The following is a 17,170-nucleotide window of genomic DNA, read 5'->3' on the forward strand; positions in this document are numbered from 1 at the left end:
GGAGTGTCACCAAACGGTTAACAAGTATTCAGTGACTCACAAAGCGAATTCAAATTCACACTGTTCAAAAACTCTTCGGTAATTTTTATCAGCTCCGCAGATCTGAGCACCAGGGCGTTATTGTCGCCCAGTGTCTGTCGCAGGTAGGTGTCATCAACCGATTTCTCAAACCATTCGGATCGATCAATTTCAGAGAACATGGCATACAGCTCTTCCGGGGAAGATGGGTCATGAGCGCCATAGTAGTCCCGATTGCTTTCAAACCGGACAGGAGCATCGCCCCAACAATAGGTTAAACGACCACCCTTCGAGTGTGTCAATTCATACAGGTAGTGACAAAAGGCCTGAAGAATCGCCTGTTTGCATTTGTTTTCTAAATCACTGGCAAACTCTGCGTCCTTGTGTAACACGTCACCAGACTCAGGAATGGGTCTGTAGCGGTTGTAAATACCAATCATGTAGCCTCGGTTTGAGACCACATCATCTTGTTTGACTTTTTCCAATAACAGCTTTAAATCGGGGTTTTTCTTAGCTTTCAGTTGCAACAGGTCCCGGGCTTTTTTATCAATTAATGTGCTGCTCCAGAAAGGGTGGCCCAGGATAATCAGCGGACGGTGTCTGGCCCTGACCGAGTGCAACTGCACAAATGCGGGCTGGTTCACCAGCATTCGTTCTATATTCGGAACACCCTCAGGGTCATCCGTCCAGGCGGTATCTAAAGATGGGTTGGTAATTTTATCATTAAGGGTTGGCGAAGCCCCTTCGTGACAATGACTGACGAGCATGTCATTGCCTTTTCTCGCCAGAAAGTATTCATAAATCGACCGCCAGCTCTGGCTTTTTTTCCCCCTTTTCAGTACTGTCTGGTACCACTTTTTCAGGCAATTCGCAGCTTCAACCTTCAGTTCTTCGATGCCTTTCAGACGCATCAACAGCTCATGATGTTGAAGGGGCATAATAATCTCGTCGCTATACCTTGGCAGTGGGTTCAGCCAACCCAATTCCAGAACTTTAAGGGCAAAGCGAATAATCGAGGGGTTGGCCAGGTCACTGTGCTCAAGTATATTCACCATCGAACCCAGCCACTCGAGGGGGCGTGCTTTAGCCTCAACAATCATTTTTGAGTGCAATGATTGGAGTTGTTCGATGACCCGGACTTCATCACCGTCAGATAATATGTTTATGACAACCGCCGACATCGGCCAGAAACTCCAGTCGCAAGAAATAAACTTACCGACCAGTTGCTGCTCGAAAGAGCCCAATGCCTCTGTCTCCAGGGACTCTATCATTGAGACACCCATGGAGAAACCGGTTAAATCTTTTCCTTTCCAAAGCTTCAATACCGTTTTACAGATACCCAGGTTTTTTCCTGGTAATGTACCGCCTGTCTCAATGACCTTGTTCAGTTCCTCAAGGCTCATACCGTAGGTTTTAGCGAGAGTCTGTTGTTGTGCTGAATCAGCACCCATCAGAAGGCCCAGCAGGAGATCCCTCGCCTTCTTTGACTCTCTGCTGACTTTATTGGTGCGCTGGAAGTCAGATGGGATTTTTCTTAGCTCAGCAGGCGCCCCGCCCAAATCCACTGACTTCCAGGTTTGGCCTCTATCGACAGAATACTCTGCAAAGGCGTGGACACGGTTGATTATTTCCCGACATGGAATCCCAAAATAACGACAAAAAGCAATAAAAACAGGCGTCCGATGACGACAACTGCCTTGTCGCCGTGTTACGAGGAAGTGAAAGAAATTGACATCGTGCCTTGCTGGTTCAGCAGCTCCGGAAAACTTCAGGCAATAGTCCCTGATCGCACTGATGCGTTGCGTCGTGTTTTTTGCGTTCATTATTGCCTGCAAAGGCACCTTTATTTCAGGCAGTTGTTGTTTAACCTCAGCAAACAGTTTGTTCAATACTGCTTCTATACCTTTGGAGCAGCGGGCGTCAAAACGTATTGATTGTGCTGGCTGGAATTTTTTAGCCAGTGTTTTTTTGCTCGGCTCTCTGGGTTCCACGACATAAGTAAATTGAATAATCTGACCGGCTTTGGCTTCGGGAACAGACAGTGTGTGCAGCCCGGTATATCGATCCCTGAGCAGGGTATATGGCAAAACGGGTTCTATACGCAGGGCCACGATACAGTCTTCAGGCGTCAGACTGGGCAATGCATATTGGCCATTGCCTGATGACGCTTTGTAGTTTGCCAGTGTCTGGTTTTTGGCTAACGTCAGCTCCTGGTTACGCCCCGGTAACTGTTCGGGTATAAGGATTTCGATCCCCTGCAGGTGTTGATCACCCATATCGGTCAGCTCGACCTCACCCTTGGCAGATACATTAATATCCTTCGCGCGCAAGCGATACATAGTGAAAGGGTAGTTCGTGTCAAAAATTTTATAATTGTCGAATACTCTCTTCTTCTGGCGCTGATAGTCCGTGCCCCGGTCCAGGGCATTGGCCTGTTTCCTGCGAACTTCTGAAGTGCATTCCTCAGGAGCCTTGTCACTGTCGATCACTCTATCCTGGCGAGTATAATCGTGCGCACAATGGTTCAGCAGATCACTGATCTGATGCCAGAACCCAGGCCAAAATTGAACTTCACTGGCTTTCCACGTCCTTATCTGCTGGTCAGCCGCCTCGAGATAAGGCTGGTTGGTTGACGTTTTCAGTGTTTGTTTCTGTGCATCCGTCAGGGGAAATACGCTATCAGCGTCCACGCCCAACTGGCCATACTCACGATCAAACCAGCGTCGCTGCCAGTGTCGGTAAAGTGTCTGGGTGAGAATATCGTCGGACTCATCCGGTTTCACTGAAAGACCCGATGCCTGCCAGCGGGTACGTGCCAGCATCCTGATGATTTCCGTTCTGGCTTCCTCTCTATTCAGATCAGTTTTAATACGAATTTCATGGCGTTTTTCATCCATACTGTTGCAATCACTGTGTCGTATCAACCAGGGGCGATCAATGCCTGATACCCATTCGCAAAGTCTGGTATCAAGTGCTTCGTTACTCATGGCAATAGCCGATGACCCGGGCAGTTCCTCCAGCGACAGCCCGGCTGCCATCAGGTAAAGCCGGTAGTGCCGTTGGAAGCATTGATTCAGTCCGTTGTCGGTAAAATCCCTTGCTCTGATAACAGCCCTGGCGACGTTCTGTAAATCACGACTGGTTGGCTGTAACGGCAGTTTTTTGCGTTGCAGGTGAGCCCTTAAAAGACAATGTTTTTCTGTTAGTTTTTTAGCGGCGAATGTCCCTTCTAAGGACTCTGGCAACACTTTTCCGACAATGGTCTGCAATTCGGTCTGGTTATACTGCCGGATCGGCAAATGTCTAAAACGCCCTTTCAGCGCCGGTGATAAGGGTTTTCGCCCGCTGTACTCAGGGGGGTTGATGGTGGCAAAGAGGTGGAAACCCGGATGGGCGTCACCGGCCAGAATATCGTTCAATTCACCTTCCAGATGCTGGCTGTCGATCAGATTCATTTCCGAAATCACCACGATACCGCCTTCCACTTTTGCCTTCTGGATCGCTTCACACACTCTGTCCCAGGAACAATCACAGGCGTTCAGGTAAAAGACTTCCGGCATGGATTCTCCCCGTCGTCTAGCCTCCTCTCTGACACTTTCAATCACCAGGTTTAGCGTGGCATCCTTACCCCGTCCGGCTGGACCTTCGATCAGCGTCGCCTGTCGTCCGCCGTGTTTCCTGTCGAGGTGATAAGCCTGCTGACAGCGGCTTAAATCCTGTCCAAGTTGTTGCACCAGTTCACTGACTGCTGATCCGGAGGTGTCAAACTCGGGTCGGATTTTTTGGGTGACTGTACTGAAAGTCTGCTGAATATCTGACAGGGTCTTGTTGCGAACTCTGTCGCTCAGGGTGTTCTCCGGTTGGTAACGGGCAGCAAACCAGATTTCCAGTGCTGACAGGGCATCCCGATGAGTTTCGGTGATTTCGGACCCCAGCACATCCCGAAAACTTTGTTGGATTAACCCTTGCACTTGCTTGCAGTTAACCCTGTCACCAGGGGATAACGAACGATCAAGATACCAACCCACCCAGCTGCAGATATCCGTCAGATCCCTGGGGGTAAACTCATGTTCTGGCAACAGTTCCTGATAATACTGCCACAGTACCATTACGCCCTCGGTGGCAATGCGTGCTATGTCGTTTATTTGCTGAGACTCCGGCAGATGCCGTTGTAAATGATTGAGCAGAGCCGGCTCCACCACTCTGTCCCGGAGAAAAGCCTGGTCCAGACGAGGATAGTAAGCCCTGGGCAGTTTCTCTTTCAGGGCAGAATCCAACTGGCGTCCGCCGTAATGAATGGGGTTACCGGTGAGAATCACCCGGTGTTCTGTGCTGACCGGGACAGGATGACCATTCACATAAATGCAGGGTTCCGGTTCCCATAAGCCGTTCAGGGACGCCAGCAATCCGGCTTTGGCCAGGTTGGCTTCATCCAGAACCAGGGTGATATATTTTCCTTCAATATAGCCTCCGTCTTTGGGGTGTGAGGTCCTGGCCCATTCCATCAGCGCCCGGTTTTGCTCTGCCATAGAGCGGTCGCCATCAGCGTGATTCTGCCACTGCCAGCATTTCATAAGAGTCTGTTCGCTGTCAGAAGGTCCAAGGGACAGCACTGCAGCCGATCCTGAAGCTTTTGCCATTTTCGCTGAAAAGTAACTTTTCCCGGTGCCGGTTTCCCCCTGCAGGAATATAACAGGAGCGTCTTTAAGCCGGTCATGGAGTCGGGATAAACGACGGCTTTCACGATCCTTCTGACTCATCTCACCGTGATAAAGATCCCGGGCCAGGGCTGACCAGGGCTCATCAGTCGAGCCTTGCCATGCCAGTGATCCAGACAGTCGATGTTTTATACGTTCAATGCCTTCTGTTTCGGAGTTCGCGATTCTGGTCATCTGAAAACAATCAGTCGCCAGAGATTTAATGACATCGGATCGGGTCCGCCCTGAGGGTAGAGATAACTGCCAGCCAGAGGCCAGTGCATCCTGTAGACGTTTGATCTGTCTTGATGGCCTTAAGGCTAAGGTTTGATAGTGTTCTTCTGCCTGCGGATCGACTGCCAACTGACAGGCCATTGCCTGTCGATTTTTTTCAGGGATATGGTCCACGATCAGGGCACAGAGCCTGTCGAGAGCTTCTTTTTCATCCCGCCATGGAAATGGATTTTCATAGGACAGTTGTAACTTTTCATTAAATACAGCCGGGTCAAAGGCTCTGGCCAGTGACCACAGGTTCTGCTGCACAAACTCTCTGTCTAAGCCCGGGGCACTATTGATGATCTCATTTAACTGATCCGGATCTACCGAGGCAGGTTGATCCTCATCCGGCTTTTTATGAGCATCTGGCGTCTTATCCGGGAACAACTGCCAACAAGCCACTTTCATAAAATCACGCACTGACGGGGTCTGCCGGGTGCCATGGCTGATGAGGCTATTAATGGCCTTGCGCCAGTGGCGGGGCAGAAGCTGTGGAGAATGGTCAACCTGCTGTGCTCGCCGGGCAGCCAGCATCAGGTTATTCAACAACCCTTCGGTCAGTTCAGGCAGAGGGCTACAAAGGTGGTCAGGTACAGTTTTAAAGGCTTCGTAAAGTTCGTTAAGTGCCTGTTCTGGCAGTTCAGCCCGTGGGATACCATGCTTGTCTCCATTGAGACCCCAGAGATCGACCTCCGGGCACGGGCTACCTGCGGCCACCATCGAACGAAATACTGAAGAGGGGCTTATCACAGACTCAGGCCAGAGTATTGTGACATGAGCGTGTGGGTAGGCTTCTAATTGGCCATTCAACAATAAAGGTTGGCCAACCACCAGGGGTTCCAGAAGCTGCTGAAGGGTTGGATTACTTTCCAGCCCCCGGAATACCACTGGCCTGCCAGCGGTCAATGCCTCCTGTAACTCACTCTGACGTCGTCCAAAAAGGGCCTTTTGTTCCGAGGTGATATGGATATTATCAAACAGTTGGCTGAAGCCGGTCTGTTCATTGACCTGAATAACCAGAGATGCTTTCGAATGATGACCGATCCAATGACTGGCCTGGGCATGTTGCTGATAAGTAACGGTATTAAAGGCAAGGTGATCTCTGACATTGTACAGAGGGAGCTCATCGGTTTCTGCCAGCCCCAGGGCTTTCGGTTGCTGTCTTGAATGCGCCAGCTGAACTCGCGGCTCCAGGCCCGTTGTCTCGCGAATAGTCTGCAATGAACCCAGCAAACGAAACCAGAGCGCCTCAGTGAGGGGAGACGTGACAGTAACCGTACCACCTGCTCGAACCTGTTCCAGCAGACAGGTATTAGGGACTGCGTAGCCTTCCGGAGCAATGGCAAACGGGTTCAGCCATTCTGTGATATTACTCTGGTTTATGATGACCGGGTTGTCTGGTGCGTGCTCCTGAGACAGGCTCTGAAACAGTGAATGCAGCTCGTCCTTCCCCACCGGCATCCGATAAAACTGAACCTCGTCCGGTAACTGACAGACCTTCCCGTTGCTCTCAAAGCATTGTTGCACGAGCATCTGTCGAATCGTCTGCTCGAAGGCCAGAGCCTGCCAGTTGGCCCCTTTCAGAATCACCCTTTGTCCGGCCCTCAATGACTCAAGCCTGCCGGGGAGATGCTGGATTCGTCCCTGCTGATCCACTCCGGGGCCACCCAGCAACAACTGTCGCCAGTCGTTATGCAAGTGGCAGTCAATAAGAAGTGTAGTGTCGTCGTCCATGGCGCTTTCGGCAGGGGGGAGTTCATCCAATAACGGAGGCATCTCGTCGATGTCCATCGATGGGTCATTACCAGTCTGATCCTGGCACTGCCAGCTATTTTCCGGTCGATTAATTCGCCGCCAGAAATCAGCACCGGGTGCATCGTCACGCTGGCCAACCGATGCCAACTGTTCAGGGTCTGCCACGACCAATAGAGAAACATGCTTGCCCAGAGGGCGTTTTTTCTGACTGACTTTGTCGTACAGACAGGGGGTATCCGGGTCCAGCAGATCGTTAAATTTTGGCAAATCCTCGCTGCTGAGTTTTCGGATATCCATCACCAGAGTCAATGGCTGCAGACTTTCGAACAGCTTGCCAGAATCCAGAGTGCGGCGGCCATCGTCGGAAATGCTCAACCGGCTCACCAGGTTAGCCTGTGAGAGGTCATCGGGGTGGGAAATAAGGGTAACATCCTGATGTTTATCGCCGGTCAGGGCAACTAAAAGCTCTCGAACTTCATTATCACTGGCGACGAAACGAAAATCGAAGACATGAGTGGACTTTTGGAGCGAGGAATCCGCTGAGGATACGCTTCTCGTCTGGTGAGGTGACATCCCCGGAGCTGATGATCTATTGAGTTTGGGGATTACATTTGAGCAGGCTTCTGCAATGTTTGACGGTGCATTCAGTTTTGCTCTCTTGTCTGGCACGCTGCAATCAGGTATGGGTTTTTTATTTTTCCAGCTAATCTGACCATCCACAGTAAATCTTGCTCCTGTTGTTTGAAGGACTGCATTGAAATGGTTTGATTATGAGACCTTCAGACGGGAGGAAAGTTCCATTGGTTTAGTTAGCCGCAGGGTATTGGCATCAATCTGGAAAGACCAAGAAAATCTTACCTGGGAAATACCTGATTCAGAGCGGCGACATCTTCTATGGAGGTCACCGCTGTTAACTCGTTTTTCTCTGCTATGCTGAGACCTCAAACAAAAAACCACACAGGACAGGCAGTATGAGCCTTGAGGCAAGAGTCGCGGCACTCGAAGAACATCAGGTACTTTTCGACAGAATGCTTACGCGCATTGATGATAAATTGGATTTAGTGCTGAAGGAGCAGAAAAAACAGAGTCAACGATTCGATGCAATGGATAGTCGACTCGATAAAATGGATAGTCGATTCGATGCAATAGATAGTCGACTCGATAAAATGGATAGTCGATTCGATGCAATGGATAGTCGACTCGATAAAATGGATAGTCGATTCGATGCAATAGATAGTCGACTCGATAAAATGGATAGTCGATTCGATGCAATGGATAGTCGGCTCGATAAAATGGATAGTCGATTCGATGCAATGGATAGTCGACTCGATAAAATGGATAGTCGATTCGATGCAATGGATAGTCGACTCGATAAAATGGATAGTCGATTCGATGCAATGGATAGTCGGCTCGATAAAATGGATAGTCGATTCGATGCAATGGATAGTCGGCTCGATAAAATGGATAGTCGATTCGATGCAACGGATAGTCGGCTCGATAAAATGGATAGTCGATTCGATGCAACGGATAGTCGATTCGATAAAGTCGAGAGTCGACTCGATAAAATGGATGAAGAGTTCGGATCAATCAAAATGCAACTTAACATTGCCCAGGATTTGTTGGTGCAGCTTGTCAACAACCTCGCCAGCCAGTGAAGCAAATTGCCCTTCAACTCGTTCCCACGCTCTGAGGGTGTTGCAAAACTCTCTCCAACGTGGGAACGAGTTGACTCCCGTCATTCCCGACTTCATTCTCGTCATTCCCGCGAAGGCGGGAATCCACACTGACTCACCACCAGAACCATACTGCCCGGTGCTCCCCTGGCCTTGTCATCCCCGAGAAGGCAGAGATCCACCGTTGGCGCTGGATTCCCGCCTTCGCGGGAATGACGACCTCAGAGCATGGGAACGAGCTGTTGGAGTTTTGCGACAGCCTCGAAGGCGGGTGTCGCAAAACTCTCTCCAGCGTGGGAACGAGTTGACTCCCGTCATTCCCAGCTTCATTCTCGTCATTCCCGCGAAGGCGGGAATCCACACTGACTCACCACCAGAACCATACTGCCCGGTGCTCCCCTGGCCTTGTCATCCCCGAGAAGGCAGAGATCCACCGTTGGCGCTGGATTCCCGCCTTCGCGGGAATGACGACCTCAGAGCGTGGGAACGAGCTGTTGGATTTTTGCGACAGCCTCGAAGGCGGGAATCCACACTGACTCACCACCAGAACCCTACTGCCCGGTGCTCCCCTGGCCTTGTCATCCCCGAGAAGGCAGAGATCCACCGTTGGCGCTGGATTCCCGCCTTCGCGGGAATGACGACCTCAGAGCATGGGAACGAGCTGTTGGATTTTTGCGACAGCCTCGAAGGCGGGTGTCGCAAAACTCTCTCCAGCGTGGGAACGAGTTGACTCCCGTCATTCCCAGCTTCATTCTCGTCATTCCCGCGAAGGCGGGAATCCACACTGACTCACCACCAGAACCCTACTGCCCGGTGCTCCCCTGGCCTTGTCATCCCCGAGAAGGCAGAGATCCACCGTTGGCGCTGGATTCCCGCCTTCGCGGGAATGACGACCTCAGAGCATGGGAACGAGCTGTTGGAGTTTTGCGACACCCTCGCTCTGCGTGGGAATGCATACCTCCCCTGACAAACTGACTCTCCACCTGAGATAAGGTATGTGTCCCCACGCTGGAACCCACAGAGCAATGGATTGAATCAGGAAAGACCAGGAAAACCCTACCTGGAAAATACCCGATCCAGAATGGCGACATCCTCTCCGGAAGTCACCGATCTCGAAAAACTGATCATGACCAAACGGTTATCAGGTATCCAGTGACTCATAAATCGAATTCAAATTCACGTTGTTCAAAAACTCTTCGTTAATTTTGGTCAGATCATCGGACTTTAGTACCAGAGCGTTACTGATGTTGAGTGCCTGCTTTAAATAGGCATCCCTGGCAGATGACGGAAATTTCTCAGAGCTGATTAAATGCATCATGGCATACAGCTCTTCCGGTGAGGATGGATCATGAGTGCCATAGCATTTTGTTCTATGTCTGTAGTCATTGGTACTGGCTTCGGCCCAACAATAAGTTAAGGAACCGCCTTTCGAGTGCGTCAAACCATACAGGTAATGACTGAAGGCCTGCCTAATCGCTTGCTCGCATTTGATTTTTAGATAATCTAAAACCTGTTCTTCCCGGAGTTGTGGCCTAATGGAATCCAGAAGGGTTTTGTAATGACTTTTGATATCAATTTCTCGTTTCTCATATTGTTCTTTTCGAGTCTGGCATTGCTGATCAGGAAGCATTGATTGTTCATGGCTTGAATGATCACGGTACCAATTATCCAGGTCTTCCAGAGCTTCGAGGTATTCTTTATTCTTCTTCCTGTACTGTTTGACTTTTTCCAATGACTGCTTCAATTCCGGGCTGCTCTCAACTTTTCGTTGAAACAGAGCTTTGGTTTTTTCAATCATTGCCTCGCTGTCCCAGCAAGGTTGTCCCAGGATAATCACTGGACGGTGGAGCGTCCTGCCAGAGTTTAATCGCACAAACGCGGGATGGTGTACCAGCAAACGCTCTATATTCGGAATGCCCTCAGGTTTGTCCGTCCAGGCGTCTTGTAAAGCTTTACGGACAATGAGCTCTTCCAGGGATGGCGAAAAGCCACCATGACAATGGGTCACCAAGCAGGCATCGTTTTCTGTTTGGAAGCCTTTATAGGCCAGCTGCCATACCTGACTATTTTTTTCTCTGGAAAACAACTGCTTGTATAAATTTTTCAGGCGACGGGTGGCTTTAACTTTTAATTCATCAACGCCTTCCAGACGTAACAATAGCTCATGCTGTTCAAGGACCCCGTTAATATCCTGGTCGTATTCCGGCAGTGGGTCCAGCCAACCTGATTCCAGGGCTACAAGGGCAAATTGAATAACCGAAGGCCTGGTTAAGTCACTGCCGTTCAGTATATCCACCATGGAACTCAACCACTGCTGAGGCCTCTGTTCGGCCTGAACAATCACTTTTGAATGGAGTAACTTGAGTTGTTCAGTGACCTGCTCTCCATCACTGTCGGACAATATTTTTTCTACTGCCTCCACCATGGGTTTATACTTCATCGCACTGTCTTTTTTAGTCACAGCACCAACCAATGCTTGCTCATAAAAGTTCAATGCTTTTTTATCCAGTAAAATTGAGACGCCCGTGGAAAATCCGGTCAAATCTTTTCTCTTCCAAAGTTCCCTGACCATTTCGGAGGTAATCATAATTGAGTTTGCAAAGACACTGCCTGTTTCAAGGGCTTCGTTCTGTTCCTCAAGATTCTTATCAATGGCTTGTGCCAGAGCTTCCTGTTGTGCTGAATCAGCCCCTTTCAGAAGATCCTTAAACCTCTGTGTCTCAGTGCAGAAACTACTGAGCTGTCTGGTGGGCTGGAATTCAGATTTGATTTCTCTTACCTGTCCGGCCCCTCCGCCCAAATCCACCGATTCCCAGGTTTGGCCCCTATCCAGGGAATACTCGGCAAAGTGGTGGCTAAGACTATGAATTTGCCGACTGGGAATCCCGAAATAACGACAAAAAGCAACAAAAACAGGCGCGCGATGACGGCAGCTACCCTGCTGCTGTGTGACGAGGAATCTAAAGAAATTTTCTTCCGGCTTCGGTTCAGTCTTACCCGAAAACTGTCGGCAATACTCCGTGATCGCCTTAATTTGTTGCTGGATTTGTCTGGCGTTTTTTATTGTCTGCAAACACATCGGTAGTTTGGCTGGGTGCTCTTTTACGGGCGAAAACAGTTCGTCCAGTACGGTTTTAATACCTTCTGAACAGTGGGTGTCAAAACGTACTGATTGTTCCGGCAGGGCTTTTTCAGCCGAAACACTGTCGTCCGGTTTTTTGGGCTCTACGACATAAGTAAATTGAATAGTCTGTTCGGTGTTGGCTTCTGGAATAATCAGTGTGTGAAGCCCGGTATACCGATGCCTGAGCAGTTTAAATGGCAAATCTGGTTCTATACGCAGGGCCACGATATGGTCCTCAGGCGTCAGGCTGGGTAACACAAATTGACCTTTCTTCGATGTCCATTTAAAAGACGCCAGGGTTTGGTTGCTGGTTAATATCACTTCCTGGTCAGGCCCTGGTAACCGCGCCGGCATGAGGGTTACGAAGCCTTGAATACGTGGATCATTAAGATTGGTCAGTATGATATCGCCCTTGGCAGTCACACAAATATCCCTTGCCTCCCAACGGTACATACGGGAAGTGGGTCTCTGCGTTTTAAAAACGGGTAAATCGTATAACAGTGGCACTTTCAGGCACTCATAGTTTGTTCTCCGGTCCAGTGCCTTACCTTGTTTCGAGTGAGCGTTTAGACGGTGTTTATCAGGAGTATTACCAGTGCCAGCCGCTAACTTTTCATCCATGTAATCGCCAAGCCAATGGTTCGGCAGGTGACTTATCTGATGCCAAAAGGCAGGCCACCATTGAACTGCATGGGCTTTCCATGCACCAATCAGCTTATCAGCCTCCCGGAGAAAAGGCTGGGAGCTCGGTATTTTCAGCGTTTGTTTCTCTTCTTTGGTCAGGGGAAATAAGCTATTGGCGTCCTCGCCCGTCAGACCAAACTCACGATGAAACCAGCGATGCTGCCAGTATCGATACAGTGCCCGGGTGAGGATATCGTTATACTGATCCGGCGCCACTGAAAAACCGGATGCCTGCCACCTGGCCTGAGCCACCCTCTTGATGATTTCAGTTCTGGCTTGCTTTTTATCCAGACGAGCCTCAACAAGAATTTCGTGGCCTTTTTCATCAATACTGTTGCGATCACTGAGTCGTATCAACCACGGACGATCAATGTTCGGTACCTTTTGATAGAGCCAATGGCTCAGTTCAGAAGCAAGCGCTCCTTTACCCATGGCAAGAGTCGATGACTGCGGCAGTTCCTCCAGGGACAGGTTGGCGGCCATCAGGTAAAGCCGGTAGTGCTGATTGAGGCATTGATGAAGTGCTTTTTCGCTAAAATCGCCTCCTCTTTTGACAGCCATCGCGATATTCTGTAAATCGCGACTAGTGGGCTGCAATGGCAGGTCTTTGCCTTGCAGGCAGGCCCTTAAACGACAATGCTTTTCAGTCAACCGTTTAGCCACGATTTTTCCCTGCTCGTTCTCTGGCAAGACTTTCCCGGCAATGGCCTGCAATTCGCTCGGGCTATACTGCCGGATCGGCAAATGTCGAAAACGCCCTTTCATTGCCGGTGATAAGGGTTTTCGCCCGCTGTACTCAGGCGGGTTGATGGTGGCAAACAGGTGGAAGCCCGGATGGGCGTCACCGGCCAAAATGTCGTTTAACTCACCTTCCAGATGCTGGCTGTCGATCAGATTCATTTCCGAAATAACAACGATGCCGCCATCGATTTTTGCTTTCTGGATCTTTTCACACACTTTGTCCCAGGAACAATCACAGGCATTCAGGAGAAAAACTTCTGGCATGGATTCTCCCCGTTGTATAGCCTGCTGTCTGACACTTTCAATCAACAGGTTCAACGTGGCATCTTTACCCCGTCCGGCCGGGCCTTCAATCAGTGTTGCCTGACGACCGCCGTGTTTTCTGTCGTGATGATAAGCCTGCTGACAGCGGCTTAAATCCTGTCCCAGATGTTGCACCAGCTCAATGACTGCCGATCCGGAGGTATCAAACTCAGGTTGGAATTCTTTGGTGAATGCTTCGAAGTCCCGCTGAATATCTGGCAGGGTGTGGTTATGAACTTTATCGCGCAGGGTGTTGTCCAGTTCGTAACGGGCAGCAAACCAGATTTCCAGTGCTGAAAGAGCATCCTGATGAGTCTCGCTGATTTCGGGACCCAACACATCCCGGAAACTTTGCTGGATCAGACTGCTCACTTGCTTACAGCTGGCACTGTCTCCTCTGGATAACGCACGATCCAGATACCAGCCCACCCAGCTGCAGATATCGGTTAAATCCCTGGGGGTAAACTCATGCTCGGGCAACAGCTCCTGGTAAAATTGCCACAGTGTCATCACACTCTTGGTGACACTGTATGCACTGTCGTTTATTTGATGCCGTTGTAAATGACTGAGTAGCGCTGGTTCCACTACTCTGTCCCGAAGGAAAGCCTGGTCCAGGCGTGGGTAGTAAGCCTTTGGCAGTTTCTCTTTCAGGGCCGGGTCCATTTGGCGCCCGGCATAATGATCCGGGTTGCCGGTGAGAATCACCCGGTGTTTTTCGCTGACCTTGACAGGATGACCATTCACATAAATGCAGGGTTCCGGTTCCCACAAGCCGTTCAATGATGCCAGCAATCCGGCCTCGGCCAGATTCGCCTCATCCAGCACCAGGGTGATATAGTTTGCTCCAACATTGCCTCCGTCTTTGTCGGGTTTGGTATTGGCCCATTCCATCAATGCCCGGTTTTGTTGTGCCATAGAGCGGTCGCCATCGGCGTGTTGTTGCCACTGCCAGCGTTTCATCAGGGTCTGTTCGCTGTCAGAAGGACCAAGGGAAATGACCGCAGCCTGTCCTGAAGCCTTTGCCATTTTGGCGGAAAAGTAGCTTTTCCCGGTGCCGGTTTCCCCCTCAAGGAATATAACGGGAGAGTCTGTCAGCCGGTCATGGAGTCGGGATAATCGACGGCTTTCACGATCCTTCTGATTGATCACGCCATGATAAAGATCCCGGGCCAGTGCAGACAGGGGCTCATCGGCGGAACCCGTCCATTTTAGTGATTCAGACAGCCGATGTTCTATACGTTCAATGCCTTCTGCCTCAGAACTCGCTGTTCTGGCCATGTAAAAACAATCGGTGGCCAGGCCGTGAATGGCATCGGATCGGGTCTGCCCTGAGTGCAAAGGTAAGTGCCAGCTGCAAGCCAGTGCATCTTGCAAACGTTTAATCTGTCTTGTTGGCTCGATGACTAAGGATTGCCAAGGCTTTGTTGCCGCCGGATCGACTGCCAACTGATAGGCTATGGCATCTCGTTGATTTTCAGGCGCGTGGGCCAGGATCATGGCACAGAGCCTGTCCATAACTTCTTTTTTACCCCACTCTGGAAATGGACTTTCATAGGACAGTTGTAATTCGGTACCTATAAATACCGCCGGGTTAAAGGCTCGGGCCAATTGCCACAGGTTTCGCTTGACAAAGTTTCTATCCAGTCGCGGGTCGCTATTGATAATGGCAGCTAACTGATCCGGGTCTACCGAGGCGGCTTGATCTTCATCCGGCAGTAACTGCAAACAGGCTACTTTCATAAAATCACGGACGGACGGATGTTGTCGGGTGCCATGGGTGATGACGCTATTGATGGCCTTGCGCCAGTGGCATGGCAGGAGCTGAGAGGAGTGGTCAGATTGTTGTGCCCTCCGGGCAGCCAGTATCAGATTATTCAGCAATCCTTCGGTTATTTCAGGCAGAGCATTACAAAGGCCGCCAGGTACGGTTTTAAAGGCTTCGTAAAGTGAGTGAAGTGTTTGTTCTGGCAGCTCTGCCCGGGAGAGACCATGCTTGAGGGCATTGATATCCCAGAGATCAATCTTGGGACACCGGCTACCCTTGGTAACCATCGAATTAAATACTGAAGAGGCGCTTTTCACAGACTCAGGCCAGAGTATTGTGACATGGGCTTGTGGGTAGGCCTGCAACTGGCCATTCACCAACAAAGGTTGCCCAATAACCAGGGGTTCCAGAAGCTGCTGAAGCGTTGGATTACTTTCCAGTCCTCTGAATACCACCGGTTTGCCAGCGGTTAATGCCTCCTGCAACTCACTCTGAGATCGTCTGAAATGCGCTTTTTGTTCCGAGGCGATATGGATATTATCAAAGAGCTGAGTAAAGCCAGTCTGTTCATTAACCTGAATGACCAGAGGGGTTTGTGGCTGATGATTAATCCAATGACTGGCCTGGACATGTTGCTGATAAGTGGTGGTATGAAAGGTGGCGTGACCTGTGACTTTACTGTGTGGGCTGGACAGAAAGCGCCCATCGTCTTCTGCCAATCCCAGGGCTTTCGGCTGCTGTTTTGAATGAGCCACCTGAAGTCGGGCCTCCAGGCCGGTGGTCTCGCGAAGGGTTTGCAATGAACCCAGCAAACGAAACCAGAGTGCCTCAGTGAGTGGAGACGTTACGGTGACGACACCTCCTGCCCTGACCTGTTCCAACAGGCAGGTGTTAGGGATTGCATAGCCTTCAGGCGTAATGGCAATAGGGCTCAGCCATTCTGTGATATTCCCCTGGTTAATGATGATCGGGTTTTCTGCGGCGTGCTCTTTAGACTGGCTTTGGAACAGCGTATGAAGCTCGTCCTTCCCCACTGGCATCTGATAAAACTGAACATTGTCGGGTAATGGACAGACTTCCCCGTTGCTCTCAAAGCACTGTTGCGCCAGCATCTGACGAATGGTCTGTTCAAAGGTCAGATCCTGCCAGTCAGCGCCTTTCAGTATCACCCGTTGTCCGGATGTCAATCGTTCAAGCCTGCCAGGGATGTGCTGGATTCGCCCCTGTTGATCAACACCGGGACCACCCAGCAGCAACTGTCGCCAGTTGGCGTGCAAGTGGCAGTCAATAACCAGAATAGTGTTGTCGTCCATGGCATTTTCGGCACTGGGAAATTCAGGCAATAGCGGGGGAGCCCCGTCAATGTCCATCGATGGGTCATTGCCAGTTTCAGCCTCGAACTGCCAGCTATTGCCCGGTCGGTTAATTCGCCGCCAGAAATCAGCGCCCGGTGCATCGGCCCCCGGTGCGCCGGCCGCGGGCGCGTCGTCACACTGGCCAACCGATGTCAATTGTTCAGGGGCTGCCAGAACCAGCAGAGAAACATGCTCCCCCAGAGGGCGTTTCTTCTGGCTGACCTTGTCGTATAGACAGGGGTGATCCGGGTCCAGCAAATCGTTAAATTTTGGCAGATCCTCACTGCTGAGTTTTCGGATATCTATCACCAGGGTCAATGGCTGTGAACCTTCAAAGAGCTTGCCTGAGCGCAAAGTGTGACGACCATTGCCGGCAATGCTCAGACGGCTCACCAGATTGGCCTGTGCGAGGTCATCGGGGTGGGAAATAAGCGTGACATCGCGATTTTTATCGCGGGTCTGGTCAGCCAAAAGCTGTCGAACCTCATCATCAATGGCGACAAAACGGAAATCGAAGGCATGAGGTTTTTTTTGGCGCGGGGAATCCGTTGAGGATACGGTTCTCGCCCTGTCAGATGTCATAATCCGAGATGACGATAGATTCAGTTGGTAATTGAGACCAGAGCAGACAGCTTTGACGTTTAATGGTAAATCTGAATCCTGCCCTGACTTCTTGGCTGGCAAGCCATCATCAGGCAAACTACCAGCCGGAACGGGTTTGTTAATTTCTCCACCAATCTGACCATCCATAGTCAATCTCCCTACAACCATCTGAAGGA

The 17,170-nt window shown here is 50.4% G+C and carries 6 protein-coding genes; 4 read left to right on the forward strand and 2 right to left on the reverse strand.

Annotation, left to right across the window (positions count from 1 at the left end):
• Positions 1-17: 17 nt before the first annotated feature.
• Positions 18-7,466: an AAA family ATPase gene (locus P6910_RS04335; protein ID WP_317145058.1), complete on the reverse strand. Its 7,449-nt coding sequence runs from the start codon at positions 7,464-7,466 to the stop codon at positions 18-20.
• 383 nt (positions 7,467-7,849) lie between these two features.
• Here P6910_RS04335 and P6910_RS04340 point away from each other — a divergent pair, with 383 nt between their 5' ends.
• Genes P6910_RS04340 through P6910_RS04355 form a run of 4 tightly spaced genes read left to right on the forward strand, consistent with a single transcriptional unit; the run spans position 7,850 to position 9,575 of the window.
• The gene (locus tag P6910_RS04340) at positions 7,850-8,401 is read left to right on the forward strand and encodes a hypothetical protein (protein WP_317145059.1); all 552 of its coding nucleotides are present in this window, start codon (positions 7,850-7,852) and stop codon (positions 8,399-8,401) included.
• The gene (locus P6910_RS04345; RefSeq protein WP_317145060.1) at positions 8,376-9,149 is read left to right on the forward strand and encodes a hypothetical protein; all 774 of its coding nucleotides are present in this window, start codon (positions 8,376-8,378) and stop codon (positions 9,147-9,149) included. Before P6910_RS04340 ends, P6910_RS04345 begins: the two co-directional genes overlap by 26 nt.
• Complete coding sequence (locus P6910_RS04350; protein ID WP_317145061.1) at positions 9,113-9,394, forward strand: hypothetical protein; 282 nt, start codon at positions 9,113-9,115, stop codon at positions 9,392-9,394. Before P6910_RS04345 ends, P6910_RS04350 begins: the two co-directional genes overlap by 37 nt.
• 22 nt (positions 9,395-9,416) lie before the next feature.
• Entirely contained in the window at positions 9,417-9,575 is a 159-nt protein-coding gene (locus P6910_RS04355) for a hypothetical protein (RefSeq protein ID WP_317145062.1), read from the forward strand.
• On the opposite strand, the gene P6910_RS04360 is transcribed toward P6910_RS04355, so the two are convergent.
• The gene (locus P6910_RS04360) at positions 9,561-17,141 is read right to left on the reverse strand and encodes an AAA family ATPase (RefSeq protein ID WP_317145063.1); all 7,581 of its coding nucleotides are present in this window, start codon (positions 17,139-17,141) and stop codon (positions 9,561-9,563) included. The genes P6910_RS04355 and P6910_RS04360 overlap by 15 nt on opposite strands.
• Between the last annotated feature and the right edge of the window lie 29 nt (positions 17,142-17,170).

The sequence above is a fragment of the Endozoicomonas sp. 8E genome (assembly GCF_032883915.1).
Lineage (GTDB): Bacteria > Pseudomonadota > Gammaproteobacteria > Pseudomonadales > Endozoicomonadaceae > Endozoicomonas_A.

Excerpts from the sequence above, each read along its gene's own strand:
- P6910_RS04340 (WP_317145059.1), top strand. The coding sequence starts at position 7,850 with ATGGATAGTCGACTCGATAAAATGGATAGTCGATTCGATGCAATAGAT.
- P6910_RS04360 (WP_317145063.1), bottom strand. The coding sequence starts at position 17,141 with ATGGATGGTCAGATTGGTGGAGAAATTAACAAACCCGTTCCGGCTGGT.